The organism is Streptomyces uncialis (assembly GCF_001905345.1).
Taxonomy (GTDB): Bacteria; Actinomycetota; Actinomycetes; order Streptomycetales; family Streptomycetaceae; genus Streptomyces; species Streptomyces uncialis.
Genome location: NZ_LFBV01000002.1, coordinates 726,817 through 742,812 on the forward strand (window position 1 = coordinate 726,817; position 15,996 = coordinate 742,812).

The 15,996-nt window shown below is 72.6% G+C and carries 14 protein-coding genes; 9 read left to right on the forward strand and 5 right to left on the reverse strand.

What is annotated here, in order from left to right; translation table 11 throughout:
• Window positions 1-65: 65 nt before the first annotated feature.
• A complete protein-coding gene (locus AB852_RS11390; RefSeq protein WP_073786639.1) occupies window positions 66-605 on the reverse strand; it encodes a TetR family transcriptional regulator in 540 nt (179 codons plus the stop codon).
• Between the two features lie 146 nt (window positions 606-751).
• On the opposite strand from AB852_RS11390, the gene AB852_RS11395 reads away from it, so the two are divergent.
• The 3 genes from AB852_RS11395 to AB852_RS11405 all read left to right on the forward strand — a co-directional run bounded on the left by AB852_RS11395 (window position 752) and on the right by AB852_RS11405 (window position 3,653).
• Entirely contained in the window at window positions 752-1,165 is a 414-nt protein-coding gene (locus AB852_RS11395) for a PPOX class F420-dependent oxidoreductase (RefSeq protein ID WP_073786641.1), read from the forward strand.
• Between the two features lie 28 nt (window positions 1,166-1,193).
• Window positions 1,194-2,039 carry an SDR family NAD(P)-dependent oxidoreductase gene (locus tag AB852_RS11400; RefSeq protein ID WP_073786643.1) on the forward strand — a complete coding sequence of 282 codons (846 nt, stop codon included), beginning with the start codon at window positions 1,194-1,196 and terminating at the stop codon, window positions 2,037-2,039.
• 291 nt (window positions 2,040-2,330) lie between these two features.
• Window positions 2,331-3,653, forward strand: a complete 1,323-nt coding sequence (locus AB852_RS11405) for a glycoside hydrolase family 18 protein (protein ID WP_073786645.1) — start codon at window positions 2,331-2,333, stop codon at window positions 3,651-3,653.
• 329 nt (window positions 3,654-3,982) lie between these two features.
• Here the strand turns inward: AB852_RS11405 and AB852_RS11410 are convergent, their stop codons facing one another.
• Window positions 3,983-5,407, reverse strand: coding sequence for a dihydrolipoyl dehydrogenase family protein (locus AB852_RS11410; RefSeq protein ID WP_073786647.1), 1,425 nt, complete (start codon window positions 5,405-5,407; stop codon window positions 3,983-3,985).
• A gap of 219 nt (window positions 5,408-5,626) precedes the next feature.
• Between AB852_RS11410 and trxA the strand changes: the two genes are divergently transcribed.
• The gene (gene trxA, locus AB852_RS11415; protein WP_073787729.1) at window positions 5,627-6,022 is read left to right on the forward strand and encodes a thioredoxin; all 396 of its coding nucleotides are present in this window, start codon (window positions 5,627-5,629) and stop codon (window positions 6,020-6,022) included.
• 233 nt (window positions 6,023-6,255) lie between these two features.
• On the opposite strand, the gene AB852_RS11420 is transcribed toward trxA, so the two are convergent.
• Together AB852_RS11420 and AB852_RS11425 are read right to left on the reverse strand one after the other, a co-directional pair.
• Window positions 6,256-7,692, reverse strand: coding sequence for an aldehyde dehydrogenase family protein (locus AB852_RS11420; RefSeq protein WP_073786649.1), 1,437 nt, complete (start codon window positions 7,690-7,692; stop codon window positions 6,256-6,258).
• 153 nt (window positions 7,693-7,845) lie between these two features.
• The gene (locus tag AB852_RS11425) at window positions 7,846-8,832 is read right to left on the reverse strand and encodes a LacI family DNA-binding transcriptional regulator (protein ID WP_399501960.1); all 987 of its coding nucleotides are present in this window, start codon (window positions 8,830-8,832) and stop codon (window positions 7,846-7,848) included.
• Between the two features lie 513 nt (window positions 8,833-9,345).
• On the opposite strand from AB852_RS11425, the gene AB852_RS11430 reads away from it, so the two are divergent.
• From AB852_RS11430 to egtD, 5 genes are all read left to right on the forward strand, one after another.
• Entirely contained in the window at window positions 9,346-9,795 is a 450-nt protein-coding gene (locus tag AB852_RS11430; protein ID WP_073786651.1) for a type II toxin-antitoxin system PemK/MazF family toxin, read from the forward strand.
• A 324-nt stretch (window positions 9,796-10,119) separates the two neighbouring features.
• Entirely contained in the window at window positions 10,120-11,400 is a 1,281-nt protein-coding gene (gene egtA, locus AB852_RS11435; RefSeq protein ID WP_079184519.1) for an ergothioneine biosynthesis glutamate--cysteine ligase EgtA, read from the forward strand.
• Window positions 11,397-12,749, forward strand: a complete 1,353-nt coding sequence (egtB, locus tag AB852_RS11440) for an ergothioneine biosynthesis protein EgtB (protein ID WP_073786655.1) — start codon at window positions 11,397-11,399, stop codon at window positions 12,747-12,749. Before egtA ends, egtB begins: the two co-directional genes overlap by 4 nt.
• Window positions 12,749-13,504, forward strand: coding sequence for an ergothioneine biosynthesis protein EgtC (gene egtC / locus AB852_RS11445; protein WP_073786658.1), 756 nt, complete (start codon window positions 12,749-12,751; stop codon window positions 13,502-13,504). Before egtB ends, egtC begins: the two co-directional genes overlap by 1 nt.
• A complete protein-coding gene (egtD, locus tag AB852_RS11450) occupies window positions 13,501-14,463 on the forward strand; it encodes an L-histidine N(alpha)-methyltransferase (RefSeq protein ID WP_073786660.1) in 963 nt (320 codons plus the stop codon). Before egtC ends, egtD begins: the two co-directional genes overlap by 4 nt.
• 185 nt (window positions 14,464-14,648) lie before the next feature.
• Here egtD and AB852_RS11455 read toward each other — a convergent pair whose 3' ends face one another.
• Window positions 14,649-15,908: an extracellular solute-binding protein gene (locus AB852_RS11455; RefSeq protein WP_073786662.1), complete on the reverse strand. Its 1,260-nt coding sequence runs from the start codon at window positions 15,906-15,908 to the stop codon at window positions 14,649-14,651.
• Window positions 15,909-15,996 lie beyond the last annotated feature (88 nt).

Consider the following 15,996-nt stretch of genomic DNA (forward strand, 5'->3'; position numbering starts at 1 on the left):
CGCCCGGGCAGGCAGCGGGACTGCCGACAGCCCGGTCAAGGGTCGACGGTACGGCGCCCGTCCGCTCAGGCGGGGCGGAGGCCCTTGGTCAGTGACTCGACCACCATGTCGGCTCCCTGGGCGTTCGTCAGCTCCGGCATCTCGTGCGCGGCCATGGCGGTGAGCTGGACGAGCAGCGAGCGGGCCCAGCGGTCGGGAAGTCCGGGGCGGATGACACCTTCGCGCACCGCGCGGTCCATGAAGCCGTCGAGCCGCTCCATCAGCCGGCGGAGACGATCGGCCCCCGCCTCGTCCCGCACCTGCCGCACGTCCACCGGCAACCGTCTGCTGACGGCGATGATGCCTTCCGCATAGCGGTGCAGGGCGACCAGCACGGGCGCCTCGGTCAGCCGCGCCTCGGTGACGACCTGCTCGCAGGCATCGAGCTTGGCGGTATGGACCGCGGCCAGGAGCTCCTCGCGCGTGGTGAAGCGGCGGTAGACGGTACGCCGGTCGACCCCCGCCGCCACCGCGATCGCCGCGATGCTCGCGCCGGGGTCGGCCGCCAGCAGGCGCGCGCCGGTCCGGAGGACCGCGTCCAGGTTGCGTTCCGCGTCAGCTCTCATCGTGACCCGGAGTCTACGCGGAACAGCAGATGAGCCATCAATGATCCCAGCACTGTTGCGCATCATCGATCAAATGTCCCATAGTTGTGGCACTTGATTCATTCGACGTGTCTTTCGCAGCGTCCGCACTCAGTCAGGAGTCACGCGTGAGCCCGGTCCGCCTGTCCGTGAAACTCAAGGAGGCCCTCGATGCCCGGATCTTCGTCACTGTGGCGACCCTGCGGCCCGACGGGAGTCCGCACCAGTCGGTGGTCTGGATCGGGAGGGAGGACGACGAGCTCTTCTTCGTGACCGGTGTCGACAAGCTCAAAGTCCGCAATCTGCGGCACGATCCACGGCTGGGCGTCATGGTGAACCCGCCGGACGAGCCGTACGGATACGCGTCGATCAGCGGCACAGCCCGGCTCGAAGGCCCGGGCAGCGGCGAGCGTATGGACCGACTGGCCGTCAAGTACACCGGCGTGACCTGGGCCGAGCACAACGCGGAATCCCACGCGGCCCTCCCGGAACTGGTGACCGTCCTCATCACTCCCGAGAAGATCGCGGCACGGTTCCTGTGAGCCGGGGGCACGAGCGAGGAGTACCGCGGTGAAGACCTACGTCATCACCGGCGGCACGGACGGCATCGGCGGGGCCATCGCCCGCACCTACCTGGACAGGGGACAGGAGGTGGTGGTGGTCGGACGCGACACGGCGAAGGGCGAGGCATGGCTGGAGACCGCGCGACGACGCGACGCGGCCTCCCGGGCGCACTTCCTCCGCGCCGACCTGAGCCTGCTGTCCGAGACCGGAGCCCTGCTCGACACGCTCCGTGCGTCCTTCACGAAGGTCGATTCCCTGGTGCTGTGCGCCCGGCACTTCCGTACCACCCGCCTGGTCACCGCCGAGGGTTTCGAGAACACCTTCGCCCACTTCTATCTGAGCCGATTCGTCCTGAGCCATGGGCTGACCGGCCTCCTCGACTCCGCCGACGCCCCGGTCATCGTCAATGTCGCGGGACCCGGCGGCGCAGGGAAGATCCACTGGAACGACCTCCAGCTCACCCGGGACTACGACGGGCACACAGCCCTCACACAGGGCGGGCGGCTCAACGACCTGCTCGGCGTCTCCTACGCGGACCGCCGGCCAGGGACGAAAGTGCGGTACGTCCTGTTCCACCCGGGAACGGTCAGCACCGGATTCTCCGGGGAGTACACCCCGGACACCCAGGCCCGGATCGCCGACATCCGCCGAACCGCCCAACCGGTGGAGGAAGCCGTGCTCCCGATCATCCGCGTGCTCGACAGCCCACCCGACTCCGCACTCAGCGCCTTCGTCCGGGACACCCCCCTCCTCCCCCAAGGCCCCGCGTTCTCGGTCGAGCAGGCCCGCCGACTGCGTCTGCGTACCGAAGGGATACTGGCGGACCACGCCACAGCCATGAAGAGCGACTGACACGGCCCACCGTGCGGGTGGCTTGAGCGGCGGTCAGCCCTGCCGGTACGCCTCCAGCAGCAGCCGTGAATGGTCAGCCGGACCTGGTGGGACAGGCACCTCCGTGTGGTGGGGCCGGCGGCATTCCGCAGTACGCGCTGTGCGGCCTGAGTCACTGACGCTTCATCAAGTCTCAAGAGGGCCGGGCCACTTCGTGTGGTCCGGTCTCTTGTGTGCACCCCCTGACATGGGCTAGATCTCTTCTCGCGATTGGTACAGACCATCTGACCCCACTCAGACAAGGCCACCAGTATGTTCAGACGCATCTCCGCGTTCCTGGCGACGGCTCTGCTCGCCTCGCTCGTCGCGGTCCCCGCGACCGCTCACGCCGATGACGACGACAGCCGCCGGCTGCCCGGCCACCGCGTGGCCTACTTCACCGGGTGGAGCGTCTACAGCGGCTTCTCCGCCAAGAAGGTCCAGGACTCGGGCCAGGCGGCGAAGCTGACCGTGATCAACTACGCCTTCGGCAACATCTCCCCCGAGGGCACCTGCTTCGCGGACAACCTGGCCGACCAGGCCGACGCCTGGGCCGACTACCAGCGCCCGATCGGCGCGGCCGACTCGGTGGACGGCGTCGCCGACACCTGGGACCAGCCGCTGAAAGGCAGCTTCAACCAGCTGCGGAAGCTGAAGGCGAAGAATCCCCATCTGAAGGCCGTCATCTCGATCGGCGGCTGGGGCTGGTCCAAGTACTTCTCGGACGTGGCCGCCACTGAATCCGCGCGCAAGAAGTTCGTGACCTCCTGCGTCGACCTCTACATCAAGGGCAACCTGCCGCAGCTGGGCTCGCTGGAGGGCGGCCCGGGCAGCGGCGCGGGCGTCTTCGACGGCATCGACCTCGACTGGGAGCACCCGGGCGGCGACGGTCTGCCGGACAACTCGGTGCGTCCCGAGGACGGCCGCAACTTCACCCTGCTGCTGGCCGAGTTCCGGCGGCAGCTGGACGCGCTGGGCGGCGGCGGGCGGGGGCGCCACCTGCTGACGGCGGCCGTCGCCGCCAACACCGACGTGGCGGACCGGCTGGAGCTGCGGAAGGTCGCCCGCCAGGTGGACTACCTGAACCTGATGACCTACACCATGCACGGCTCCTGGGAGCCGCAGGGCCCGACCAACCACCAGGCGAACCTCTACACCGACCCGGCCGACCCCTCCGGCATCGACCACAGCTACAGCGCGGACCGGGTGGTGCGGCACTACCTGGCCGGCGGCCTGCCGGCCCGCAAGGCGGTGCTCGGGGTGCCGTCCTGGGGCTACGGTTGGACAGGAGTGCCCGCCGGGGCGAAGAACGGCCTCTACCAGCCCGCCACCGGCATGTCCCCGCGCGGCGGCGGCCAGCTGCCCTACAAGGCCGTCAAGGACCTGCCGGGCGCCGTGCACACCGACCGCGAGCACGGCGCGGCCTGGAAGTACGACGGCACCGAGTTCTGGACGTACGACACCCCGGCCACCGCCGCCCAGAAGGCCCGCTACACCCAGCGGAACGGTCTCGGCGGCGTGATGGTCTGGTCCCTGGACGGGGATGACGCCCAGGGCTCGCTGATCACCGCGCTGGACCGCGGTCTGCGGCGCTGACCCGCGGTCGCGACCCGGTGGCGGGCGGGGCGACCCGGCCGCCACCGGACGCGGCGGCCGAATACACAGACTCCCCACGGTCGTGGCGCTGGACGGCGCGCAGCTCCATCTGCGCGCCCCATGCCTCCATGGTGAGGCGGTTCTCGTCGCACCAGAACCGCCGTGGAGCACACAAGCGGGGTCCGGTGACATTCCGGTACTCCGCCGCCGACGTCGGCGATGACGCGTCTCACGCAGCGATGCGGTGCGACCGTCACGGACGCCTCGGTCGATCAGTCGCACCCCTGCCGCACCACTCTCACCATCAGGTGTGGCTTCGACGGCGGTTCCTAACCCCGGTACGCCTCCAGCAGCCGCAGCCACACCTCGCTGATCGTCGGGTACGACGGGACCGCGTGCCAGAGGCGGTCGAGCGGGACCTCCGCCGCGACGGCGATCGTGGCCGAGTGGATGAGTTCGCCGACGCCGGGGCCGACGAAGGTGACGCCCAGGACGATCTCGCGGTCGAGGTCGACCACCATGCGGGCGCGGCCGCGGTAGCCGTCGACGTAGAGGGACGCTCCCGCCACCGCCGCGATGTCGTGGTCGACGGCGCGTACGCGGTGGCCGGCGGCCTCCGCTTCGGCGAGGCTCAGGCCGACGGCCGCGGCCTCCGGGTCGGTGAAGACGACCTGGGGCACCGCCGCGTGGTCGGCGGTCGCCGCGTGGGCGCCCCAGCGGTCCGTCTCCAGGAGCGGTACGCCCTGGGCGCGGGCGGTGATCGCCGCCGCCGCGATCCGGGCCTGGTACTTGCCCTGGTGGGTGAGGAGCGCGCGGTGGTTGACGTCCCCGACGGCGTACAGCCAGGGGTGGCCCTCGACCCGCAGGCTGTCGTCCACGGACAGCCAGCCACCGGGTTCCAGCCCGACCGTGCCGAGCCCGATGTCCTCGGTGCGCGGTGCCCGTCCGGTGGCGACGAGGATCTCGTCCGCCTCGATCCGTTCGCCGTTGTCGAGTTCGACCGTCACGGTCGGACCGTCGCGGCGCACCGAGGCGACCGAGGTGCCCGTACGGACATCGGCGCCCGCCGCACGCAGCGAGTCCGCGACCAGTTCGCCGACGAAGGGCTCCATCCGGGGCAGCAGCCCGTCGCCGCGGACCAGCAGGGTGACCTGGGAGCCGAGGCCCTGCCAGGCGGTCGCCATCTCGACGCCGACGACACCCCCGCCGACGACCACGAGCCGTCCGGGGGCGTGATCGGCGCTGGTCGCCTCGCGGCTCGTCCAGGGCCGGGCGTCGGCGAGCCCGGGCAGCGGGGGGACGATCGCACGGCTGCCGGTGCACACCGCGACCGCGTGCCGCGCGGTGAGCGTACGGGTGACCCCGTCGGGGTCCGTCACCGTGACCCGGCGGGGTCCGTCGAGGCGGCCCTGCCCGCGGTAGAGGTCGGCGCCCGTCGAATCCACCCAGGCGACCTGGCCGTCGTCCTTCCAGTGGGACGTCATGTCGTCGCGGTGCGCCAGGACCGCGGCGGTGTCCAGCGGCCCGCCCACGGCGCCGCTCAGGCCCGGGGTGCGGCGGGCGTCCGCACGGGCGATCACCGGCCGCAGCAGTGCCTTGCTGGGCATGCACGCCCAGTACGAGCACTCGCCGCCGACCAGTTCGCTCTCCACCACCGCCGTGCTCAGCCCCGCCGCACGGGTCCGGTCGGCGACGTTCTCCCCCACCGGGCCCGCGCCCAGCACCACCACGTCGTACTCGGTCGTTTCCGTCATGGGGCCAGTCTGGCCTCAGGTGTGGTCCGAAGCCACACGGGTACGCGGCCGATGGGCCGCCCCGGGGACACCGGCCGCCCGGTCACCGCGAGGGACCGGGTGACCGCCCGGAGCGACCATGACATCGGAATACGCCGGGGGCCGTCACCGTTGTGCCGAGCGGTGCCTACGGCCCCGTACCGTCACCCCGGCCCCCGTACCAGGAAGAAGGCAGTGGACATGACCAGCACCATGGAATTGACCAAGGAGAACTTCGACCAGACCGTCTCCGAGAACTCGTTCGTGGTGATCGATTTCTGGGCGGAGTGGTGCGGGCCCTGCCGTCAGTTCGCACCGGTCTACGAGAAGACCGCCGAGGCCAACCCGGACCTGGTGTTCGCCAAGGTCGACACGGAGGCGCAGCCGGAGCTGGCGCAGGCCTTCGAGATCCAGTCGATCCCCACGCTGATGATCGTGCGTGACCAGGTCGCGGTGTTCGCACAGCCCGGCGCGCTGCCGGAGGCGGTGTTCACGGACGTGCTCCGTCAGGCGCGGGAGCTGGACATGGACGAGGTCCGCAAGTCCATCGCGGAGGAGAAGCAGGGCGAGAAGCAGGGCGGGGAGCAGTCGGTCTGATCCACGCGCGTCCACGGCCGGTGTCCGACGGACACCGGCCGTACGCATGCCCTGTCCGGGACCGGGGAGGCGGAGCGGTGCCCGGGCGGCGGATCAGGGGCGGCACCCGGTTCCGCCCGGACGGGTGACACCTGGCCCGTGCCCCGCTCCGGAGCGGGGCGGCGCCCGGCCGGGGCGCGCCCTCGATCGCACATGCTCACCCCCCGGTCAGATCACACATGCTCACCCCCCGGTCAGAACGGGTACCCCGGTACCGCACCGCGTACCGTCGTCCAGCGCAGCTCGGTGAACGCGTCCGCGTTGGCGTCGCCGCCGAACCTGGCCCCGTTCCCCGACGCGCCGGTCCCGCCGAAGGGCGCCACCGCCTCGTCGCCGATCGTCTGGTCGTTGATGTGGGCGACCCCGCTCGGGACCCGTTCGGCGAACGCGAGACCCCGTGCGGTGTCCCGGGTGACCACGCCGAGGGACAGCCCGTACTCGCTCGCGGACGCGAGCGCCGCGGCCTCCTCCCAGCTGCCGAAGGCCCGGACCGGCGCCACCGGACCGAAGACCTCGGCGGCGTACGCGGGGGTGCCGTCGTCCACGCCCGCGAGCACCGTGGGGCGGTAGAACAGGTCCTCGTACGTGCCGCCCGCCACCAGTTTCGCCCCGGCCGCGGTACTGGCCGTGACGAGTTCATGGACCTTGTCGCGCTGACGCCGGTCGATGAGCGGGCCGAGATGGACCGGCGCGCGGAAGGGGTCCCCGACCGTCAGCGACTCGGCCTTGGCCGCGAGCCGTTCCACGTACTCCCCGTACAGGGAGGTGTGCACGAGGTGACGGCCGGTCGTCATGCATATCTGGCCCTGGTGGAAGAACGAGCCCCAGGCCGCCGCGGAGATCACGGCGTCCAGGTCGGCGTCCTCCAGGACCACCAGCGCGGAGTTCCCGCCCAGTTCGAGGTGGGCCCGCTTGAGCAGCCGTCCGGCGCTCTCCCCGACCTCGCGGCCGGCGGCGGTGGACCCGGTGAACGAGATGACGGGCGTGCGGGGATCGTCGACCAGCGCGCGGCCGGTGTCCGGGCCGCCGGGCAGGACGTGCAGCAGGTCGTCGGGGAGTCCGGCGGCGGCGAGGACGGCGGCGAGCGCGAGTCCGCCGCAGACGGCGGTGCGCGCGTCGGGCTTGAGGACGACGGCGTTGCCCAGGGCGAGGGCGGGCGCGACGGAGCGGATGGACAGGATCAGCGGCGCGTTGAACGGCGCGACGACCCCGACCACGCCGACGGGCACCCGGCGGCTGTACGAGAGCCGGTCGCTCCCGGTGGCGAGGACCTGGCCGGTGGGTCGGGAGGCCAGGGCGGCGGCCTCGTAGCACTCCTGCGCGGCGACGCGCAGCTCGAAGTCGGCCATGCCCGGTACGGCGCCGGCCTCCCGGACGAGCCAGTCCCGCAGCTCGTCGGTGTGGGCGGCGAACAGATCGCCCGCGCGGCGCAGGACGGCGGCCCGCCGGGTGTGGGGCGCCGCGGCCCAGCCGGGCTGTGCGGCGAGGGCCCGTGCCGTGGCGCCGGGCACGTCCCCGGGTGCGGCGAGCCGGAGTGTGGCCAGTGGGGCGCCGGTGGCCGGTTCGACGACCTGGTGGTCCGGACCGGTCAGGCGCGGGGACCGGGAGGCGAGCGGGTCGAGCGGGGTCATGTGTGTGTCGCTTCCGTCTCTTCGGTTCGGGGTGGACGCCCCGTCCCGGGTGGCGGGGCGGGGCGCGGGGGCGGCCGGACGGCGTTCGGCCGTCCGGCCGCCTCCGGTCACCGCGTCAGGACGGGGTGGCCACCGGGTGGAACGGGGGCGGGGTCATCCGCTCTCGCGCTCCACCAGTTCCGCGCCGAGCAACTGCCGCGCGGGCGGTTCGGCGCTGGGGTCGCTGACCATCCGGTCGACCAGCTCGGCCAGTTCCTGGCCCGAGGGCAGTTCGACGCGCACCGTGCTGAGCCGGGGCCGCAGCAGCCGTCCCAGCATCAGATCGTCGGCACCCACCATCCCGGTGCCGTCGGGGACGGCGATGCCCTCGTCCTGGAGGGCCCGCATCAGCAGCATCGCGTACTCGTCGTTGTACGCGAAGACGCCGTCCAGTCCGAGGGAGCGCCAGCGTGCGGCGAGCCGCGCCGCCGCGCCCTCGTCGTAGGGGAGCGCCACCTCCACCACCTGGGCACCGGTTCCCTCCGCACTCTCACGGACACCGTCGGCACGTGGCCGTGAGAAGGCTTCGAGGCCGGGCTCCTGGGGGATGATCACACCGATCCGGCGGCGGCCCCGGGCCAGCAGATGGGCGCCCGCGGCGCGGCCCACCGAGCGCTGGTCCATCAGCAGCGCGTGCGCGCCGTCGACCTGGTAGGGGCCGAAGGTGATGACGGCTCGCGCGCCGGAGCGTTTGAGCAGGGCGACGCCCTGCGGGCCCAGATCGTGGGCGCCGGGGGCGAGGACGGCGACGGGCCGCAGTTCGGCCCAGGCGCGGGCCGCCTCCTCACCGGTCAGTCCGACCCGGCCGTACTGGACGACCGTGTAGTCCAACCGGCTGAGGGACCACTGGAGTTCACTGAGGAAGCGGTTGTAGAGCGGTCCGACGGAGACCGCCGGGGTGGGCATGAGGACCATCCGGCTGTGCCCGGCGCGCAGACTGCGGGCCGCGGCGTGCGGGACGTAGCCGAGTTCCTTGGCGGCTTCATGGACGCGCCGCCGGGTGGGTTCGCTGATCCGCACGGCGTTGGTGTTGTTGAGGACATAGGAGACGGTGGCCCGGGAGACGCCCGCGAGGCGTGCCACATCGGCGCTGGTGGGCACTGCGCGGGTCAGGGGCCGTGGAGACGAACGGGACTGCGGGACGACCTGGTCGGATGAGGACCTGGTGACATTGACGGACCTCGTCGGAGGGGAGTCCTGGCGGGAGGCAAGCGCACGCCGTGGAACGGGCTCCCGTGCGGCGGACTGTTCGGGTACACGCACTAAGGGCTGCTCGGGTATCTGCACCATGACGCTCCGCATCCTTCCATGGGTCCGAGCGATGATTTCGGCCTACCCGGAACCAGCCAACTGCCCCTGCCCCCAAGGCATTCGTTGCATGACACACGCTCCGGTCCGCTCGCCGGGCGAGGGACACCGTCCCGCGCACGAGGACCCCAGTTCACACGCGCGAGGGCCCCGTTCCCGTGTGCGAGGACCCCGTCCCGTGCGAGGCGCGCCGTACGCCGCACACCACCGCACCGCCACCCGGCCGCTGCCCCCGAAGCGGCACGCCCGCCCATGAGCCCGGCGCCCGGCGGACCCCGGGCGCCGCCAAGCCCTACCGTGGCCCTCATGACCGCTCATCACGAGGACCCCGCGGCCCCGGGCCGCTCCGGCCCGCACGCCACCGCCGACGCCGCGCCCGACTCCGTGCGCCGGGTCCGTACCGAGTACGCGCCCGACCACGACGGCGACCCGGACCCCGGGGAGATCGTGTGGACCTGGGTGCCGTACGAGGAGAACGACGGACGGGGCAAGGACCGTCCGGTGCTGGTCGTCGCCCGGGAGGCGGGCGGCACCCTGCTGGCCGTACCGCTGTCGAGCAGACGTCATGACCGGGACCGGGAGTGGGTGCCGATCGGCAGCGGGCCGTGGGACCGGGAGGGCCGGGACTCCTGGGCGGGTCTCGACCGGGTGCTGAGGGTCCACGAGGACGGGATGCGCCGTGAGGCGTGCGCGCTGGACCCGACACTTTTCGGCCAGGTGGCCGCACGGCTGCGGGAGCGCTACGGCTGGTCCTGAGCGGCCCGCGGCGCCCGCTGGTGCCCTGACCGGGGCCCGATGGCGTCGGCGCGGGGGATTCTCCCCGCGGCGGCGCCCGCGGTCGCGCGCTCCCGCGCGCTCACCCATGCTGGTGCTCGGTTCCCGCACCGGGGTCGCGCCCCGGCCGCAGGTTCATGGTGGACGGTCCGTGCACATATGTCCCGGGCACCATTGCCGCGGCCGAGGTGCGCTCTTGTGCGGGCGGCCTTGAGCGTCTTGGGTGGGACGAGTACCGCCGAACCGGGCCATCCCCGGCCCGGTCGGCCCATGGTTCTCCACCCGAGGATCTGGAGGGTCCCCAGCATGACCGAGGGAGACTGTACGCCGTCCGCCGTGCTGGTCGCGGACGCGGATGTCGAGGCGCTGGTGCGCGGCATCTGCTTCAAGACCGGCCCACCCCGCGCGATCGGGGTCGAACTGGAATGGCTGGTCCAACCGGCCGGACGACCGCACGAACCGGTAGCACCCGACCGTCTGGACGCCGCCTACGCGGCGCTGCGCGACCTGTCCCTGAGTTCGGCGCTGACCGTCGAACCGGGCGGACAGCTGGAGCTGAGTTCCGCGCCCGCCCGTTCGCTCATGGAATGCGTGACGGCCGTCTCGGCCGACCTGGCCGCCGTCCGCGCGGCACTGGGCCCCCTGGGCCTGGCTCTCGCCGGTATCGGCACGGACCCCTGGCGCAAGCCGACCCGCTGGCTGCGCCATCCCCGCTACGACGCGATGGAGACGTATCTCGACCGGACCGGGCCCGCCGGCCGGGCGATGATGTGCTCGTCCGCCTCGGTGCAGGTGTGTCTGGACGCCGGGTACGAGGAGCCGGGTCCGCTGGGGCTCGGCCGGCGCTGGCGGCTGGCCCATCTGCTGGGTCCGGTGCTGGTGGCCGTCTTCGCGAACTCGCCGCTGGCCGAGGGGCACCCGACGGGCTGGCGTTCCACCCGGCAGGCGATGTGGGCGGGCATCGAACCGGGACGTTCCGCCGCTCCCCCGCTGGACGCGGACCCCCGTTCCGGCTGGGCGCGGCGGGTGCTGGACGCGCCGGTGATGTGTGTGCGCACCGACGACGGCCCCTGGCTGGTCCCCGACGCGCTGTCGTTCCGGGAGTGGATACGCGGCGGGCTGCCGCGCCCGCCGACCCGCGCCGATCTCGACTACCACGTGAGCACGCTGTTCCCGCCGGTCCGGCCGCGCGGTCATCTGGAGCTGCGGATGATCGACGCCCAGCCGGGTGACGACGGGTGGATCGTGCCGCTCGCGGTGACGGCCGCCCTGTTCGACGACCCGCAGGCCGCGGAGACGGCGTACCGCTGTGTGAAGTCCCTGGCCGAGCGGACGCGGGGGCTGCCCGCCCCGGGCAACGAGCTGTGGCTGACGGCCGCCCGGCGGGGTCTGGGTGATCCGGAGCTGCACGACGCCGCCCTGGTGTGTTTCGCCGCGGCGTGCGAGGCGCTGCCCCGGCTCGGCGCGTCCCCGGAGGTGATGCGGGCCGCGGCGGAGTACCGCGACCGGCACACGGCCCGGCGGCGCAGTCCGGCCGACGACCTGATCGACGGTTTCACCCAGCACGGGAAGGACCTGCTCGTATGACCGAGTCCGCCGGCCCCGTCGAGGACACCGGGGCGCTGAGGGAACGCGCGCGGGACGCCCTGCTGGCCGCCCGGGACCGCACCGCGCGGCTCACGGACTGCGTCGAGGACGGGGAGCTGACCACGCAGGTGTCACCGCTGATGTCGCCCCTGGTGTGGGATCTCGCGCACATCGGCAACCAGGAGGAGCAGTGGCTGCTGCGGGCGGTGGCCGGGCGGGAGGCGATGCGCCCGGAGATCGACCCGCTGTACGACGCGTTCGAGCATCCCCGCGCGTCCCGGCCGGCGCTGCCGCTGCTGCCCCCGGCCGAGGCCCGTTCGTACGCGGCCGAGGTGCGCGGCCGGGCGATGGACGTGCTGGACAGCGCGCCGCTGGCCGGTTCGCCGCTGACGGACGCGGGGTTCGCGTTCGGGATGATCGCGCAGCACGAACAGCAGCATGACGAGACGATGCTGATCACCCATCAGCTGCGCACCGGCCGACCGGTGCTGAGCGCGCCCGACCCGGAGCCGGTGTCCGGCTTCACCGGTCCGGCCGAGGTGCTGGTGCCGGGCGGGCCGTTCACCATGGGGACGTCGACCGAGCCATGGGCGCTGGACAACGAACGGCCCGCGCATCACCGGCTGGTGCCGTCGTTCTTCCTGGACACGACCCCGGTCACCAACGCGGCGTACCAGGTGTTCCTCGCGGACGGTGGTTACGACGACCCGCGCTGGTGGGACCCGCGCGGCTGGGAGCACATCCGCTCGCGGGCGATCGCGGCGCCGCTGTTCTGGCGCCGGGAGGGCGGTGGCTGGCTGCGCCGCCGGTTCGCGGTGACCGAGCCCGTCCCGCCGGACGAGCCGGTGCTGCACGTCAGCTGGTTCGAGGCCGACGCGTACGCGCGCTGGGCGGGACGGCGGCTGCCGACGGAGACGGAGTGGGAGAAGGCCGCCCGGCTCGACCCGGCGACCGGCCGCTCCCGCCGCTATCCGTGGGGCGACGACGATCCGGCGCCCGGGCACGCCAACCTCGGGCAGCGCCATCTGCGGCCCGCCCCCGCCGGTTCCTATCCGGCCGGACAGTCCCCGCTGGGCGTCAGGCAGTTGATCGGGGACGTATGGGAGTGGACGTCGAGCGGGTTCCTGCCGTACCCGGGGTTCACCGCGTTCCCGTACCGGGAGTACTCGGAGGTGTTCTTCGGCGGTGACCACAAGGTGCTGCGCGGCGGCTCGTTCGCGGTGGGGCCGGTGGCGTGCCGGGGCACCTTCCGCAACTGGGACCATCCGATACGGCGGCAGATCTTCTCCGGATTCCGCACCGCCCGCGATGTGACGCCCGCCGACGGTGTGCCCATGGGGGTCGGCTGATGTGCCGTCATGTGGCTTATCTGGGTGAACCGGTGGCGCTGGGCGAGATCCTGCTGACCCCGCCGTACGCGCTGTACCGACAGTCATGGGCGCCGCGCGAGCAGCGGCACGGCACGGTCAACGCGGACGGTTTCGGCGTCGGCTGGTACGCGGACGGCGATCCGGTGCCCGCGCGCTACCGGCGGGCCGGGCCGCTGTGGGGCGATCTGTCGTTCGCGGACCTCGCGCGGGTGGTGCGTTCCGCCGCGCTGCTCGGGGCGGTGCGTGACGCGACGGAGCCGGGCGCCGACGGGGAGGCCGCGGCGGCGCCGTTCGCGTCGGGGCCGTGGCTGTTCAGCCACAACGGCGCGGTGAAGGGGTGGCCGCACTCCCTGGCGGGGCTCGCCGCCGGGCTGCCGCCCGCCGAGCTGCTGTCGCTGGAGTCGCGCTGCGACTCGGCCCTGGTGTGGGCGCTGCTGCTGCGGCGCCTCACCTTCGGCGACCCGCCCGGCCAGGCCCTCGCCGACACGGTCGCGGAGGTCGCCGAGGCGGCCCCCGGGTCCCGGCTGAACCTGCTGCTCACCAGCGGCGACACGATCGCCGCGACCGCCTGGGGCGACTCCCTGTACGTCCGGGCGGTCGCCGGGGGCGGTACGGTCGTCGCCTCCGAGCCGTACGACGACGACCCCCGCTGGCACCAGGTACCCGATCGCACCCTGCTGACCGTCACCCGCACCGAAGTCCGGTCGACCCCGCTCAAGGAGCCCGTCGCGTGAGCCCGTTCCGCGTCACCCGTACGCTGCCCGAGGACGCCGCAGGCGCCGCGCTGCGCGCCGATGTGCTGGCCGGTCTGACCGGCACCCCGAAGACGCTGCCGCCGAAGTGGTTCTACGACGCGCGGGGCAGTGAGCTGTTCGACGAGATCACCACCCTGCCGGAGTACTACCCGACGCGCGCCGAGCGGGAGATCCTGCTGGAGCGGTCGGCGGAGATCGCCGCGGCGACCGGCGCCCGGACCCTGGTCGAGCTGGGTTCCGGCTCGTCGGACAAGACCCGTCATCTGCTGGACGAGCTCACGGACCTCGCGGTGTACGTCCCGGTGGACGTCAGCGCGAGCGCCCTGGAACAGGCGGGGGCGGCGCTGCTCGCGGAGCGTCCCGGACTGGACGTGCACGCCCTGATCGCGGACTTCACCCGCCCGGTGGCCCTGCCGCGGACCCCGGGTCCCCGGCTGGTCGCGTTCCTCGGCGGCACCATCGGCAACCTGCTCCCCGGGGAGCGGGCCGCCTTCCTGGCGTCGGTACGGTCCCTGATGTCCCCGGGGGACGCGCTGCTGCTCGGCACCGATCTGGTGAAGGACGAGCGGACGCTGGTGGCGGCCTACGACGACGCGGCGGGGGTGACGGCAGCGTTCGACAAGAACGTGCTGTCCGTCGTCAACCGTGAGCTGGGCGCCGACTTCGACCTGGACCGCTTCGACCATGTGGCGCACTGGGACCGCGAGCGGGAGTGGATCGAGATGCGGCTGCGGGCGCGGACCGCGATGACGGTGAAGGTCCCCGCGCTGGACCTCGCCGTCCACTTCGCGGCCGGTGAGGAGCTGCGGACCGAGGTGTCGGCGAAGTTCCGTGCGGCGGGTGTGCGCGAGGAGCTGGCGGCGGCGGGACTGGAACGCACCCACTGGTGGACGGACGGGGGTGACCGGTTCGCGCTGTCGTTGAGCGTGGCGCGCTGACCCCTGCCCGCTGAACATGGCGCGCGCTGAGCCTGGCGCGCGCTGAGCCCTCGGCGGCGTCCGCCCGGTTGGTGGACGCCGGCGGCGGACCGCGTCCCCGCCCCGGGGCCCCCGGGCGTACCTCGGCGGGCCCCCGGAGCCGATGGCCGGGCGCCCTCCGGGGTACCGCGAGGGATCAGGCGGGATCAGGTGAGCGCGCGGGTGATCCGCTCGGACGCCTTGCGTGCCTCGGTCTCCATGTCGCGGCCGTTGAGCACCGCCGACATGTACTCCTTGATCGGGTTGTCGGCCTCGACGTTCGCCCAGTCGGGCGAGTTCGGGGTGGCCCGGCCGCGCGCGGCGCCCTCGGCCATCGCGGCGACACCCGGCTCCCCCGCGACGACCCGGGCGAGGGTGGTCTTGTTGGGCACGTAGTCCATGGTCCGGGCGAGCTCGGTCTGCCATTCCTCGCCCGCGAGGGCCTTGATGACGGCGAGGGCGGAGCGGCGGTCCGGGGTGCTGTCGGGGACGACGAGGACGGAGCCGCCGGTGAAGACGGCGGCGCGGCGGCTCGCCAGCTTGCCCGGTATGGCGAAGTAGCCGAGCTTGTCCACGATCGCGGGGTTGGCCTTCTCGATGGCGCGGGCGGCGCCGGGGACCGCGACGATCTGCGCGATGTTCCCCTTGGCGAACTCGTCCGCCTGCGGCGGGTGCTCCTCGTCGGCGTTCTTCGGACCCTTGCCGAGGGCCTGGAGCTCCGCGTAGAACTCCATCGCGCGCATGGCCTCGGCGGAGTGCAGGGTGCCTTCCCAGCCACCGGAGCGGTCGCTCGCGAGCTCGCCGCCCTCGTCCCAGACGAAGCCGGAGAAGGTGTACCAGTCCTGACCGGCGAGGTAGATGCCCTGCTTGTTGTCGCTGTTGAGCGTCTGGGTCATCGACAGCCACTCCGCGCGGGTCCGCGGTGTCTTCTTGAGACCGGCGTCGGCCCAGATCTCCTTGTTGTAGATCACGACACGGTTGGCGGCGTACCAGGGGATGCCGTACTGACGGTTGTTGAACCGCCCCGGCTCGGCGAGACCGGGAACCCAGTCGTCCATCCCGAGGTCGCGGGCCGACTCCAGGGTGAGCTCCATCAGCCCGCCCTGGTCGACGTACTGGGCGACCTGGGTGTTGCCGACCTCGATGACATCGGGGCTGTTGCCGTCGTTCGCGCCGAGGACGTTCATGACCTTCTCGCCGATCCCGACCCATTCCTGGATCTGGATGTCGAGCTCGATGTCGTCGTGCTCCTTGCCGAAGGCGTCGGAGAACTTCTTGATGAACGCGTCGGACGCGCTGTCCTTCATCAGCCACACGGTGACCTTGCGGCGATCCGCGGTCCGGCCCGGCAGCACGCTGCAACCCGCGGCGAGGGCCGCGGTGGATGAGGCCAGGGCCAAGGACAGGACGGTACGTCGGCGGGGCATCGCGTGTGTCGCTTTCTTCCAACATCAGGGGGAACGTGAACCCGATGTGGGGGAAGAGCTTAAAGCTCATACGGGTGCGACCGAAGTT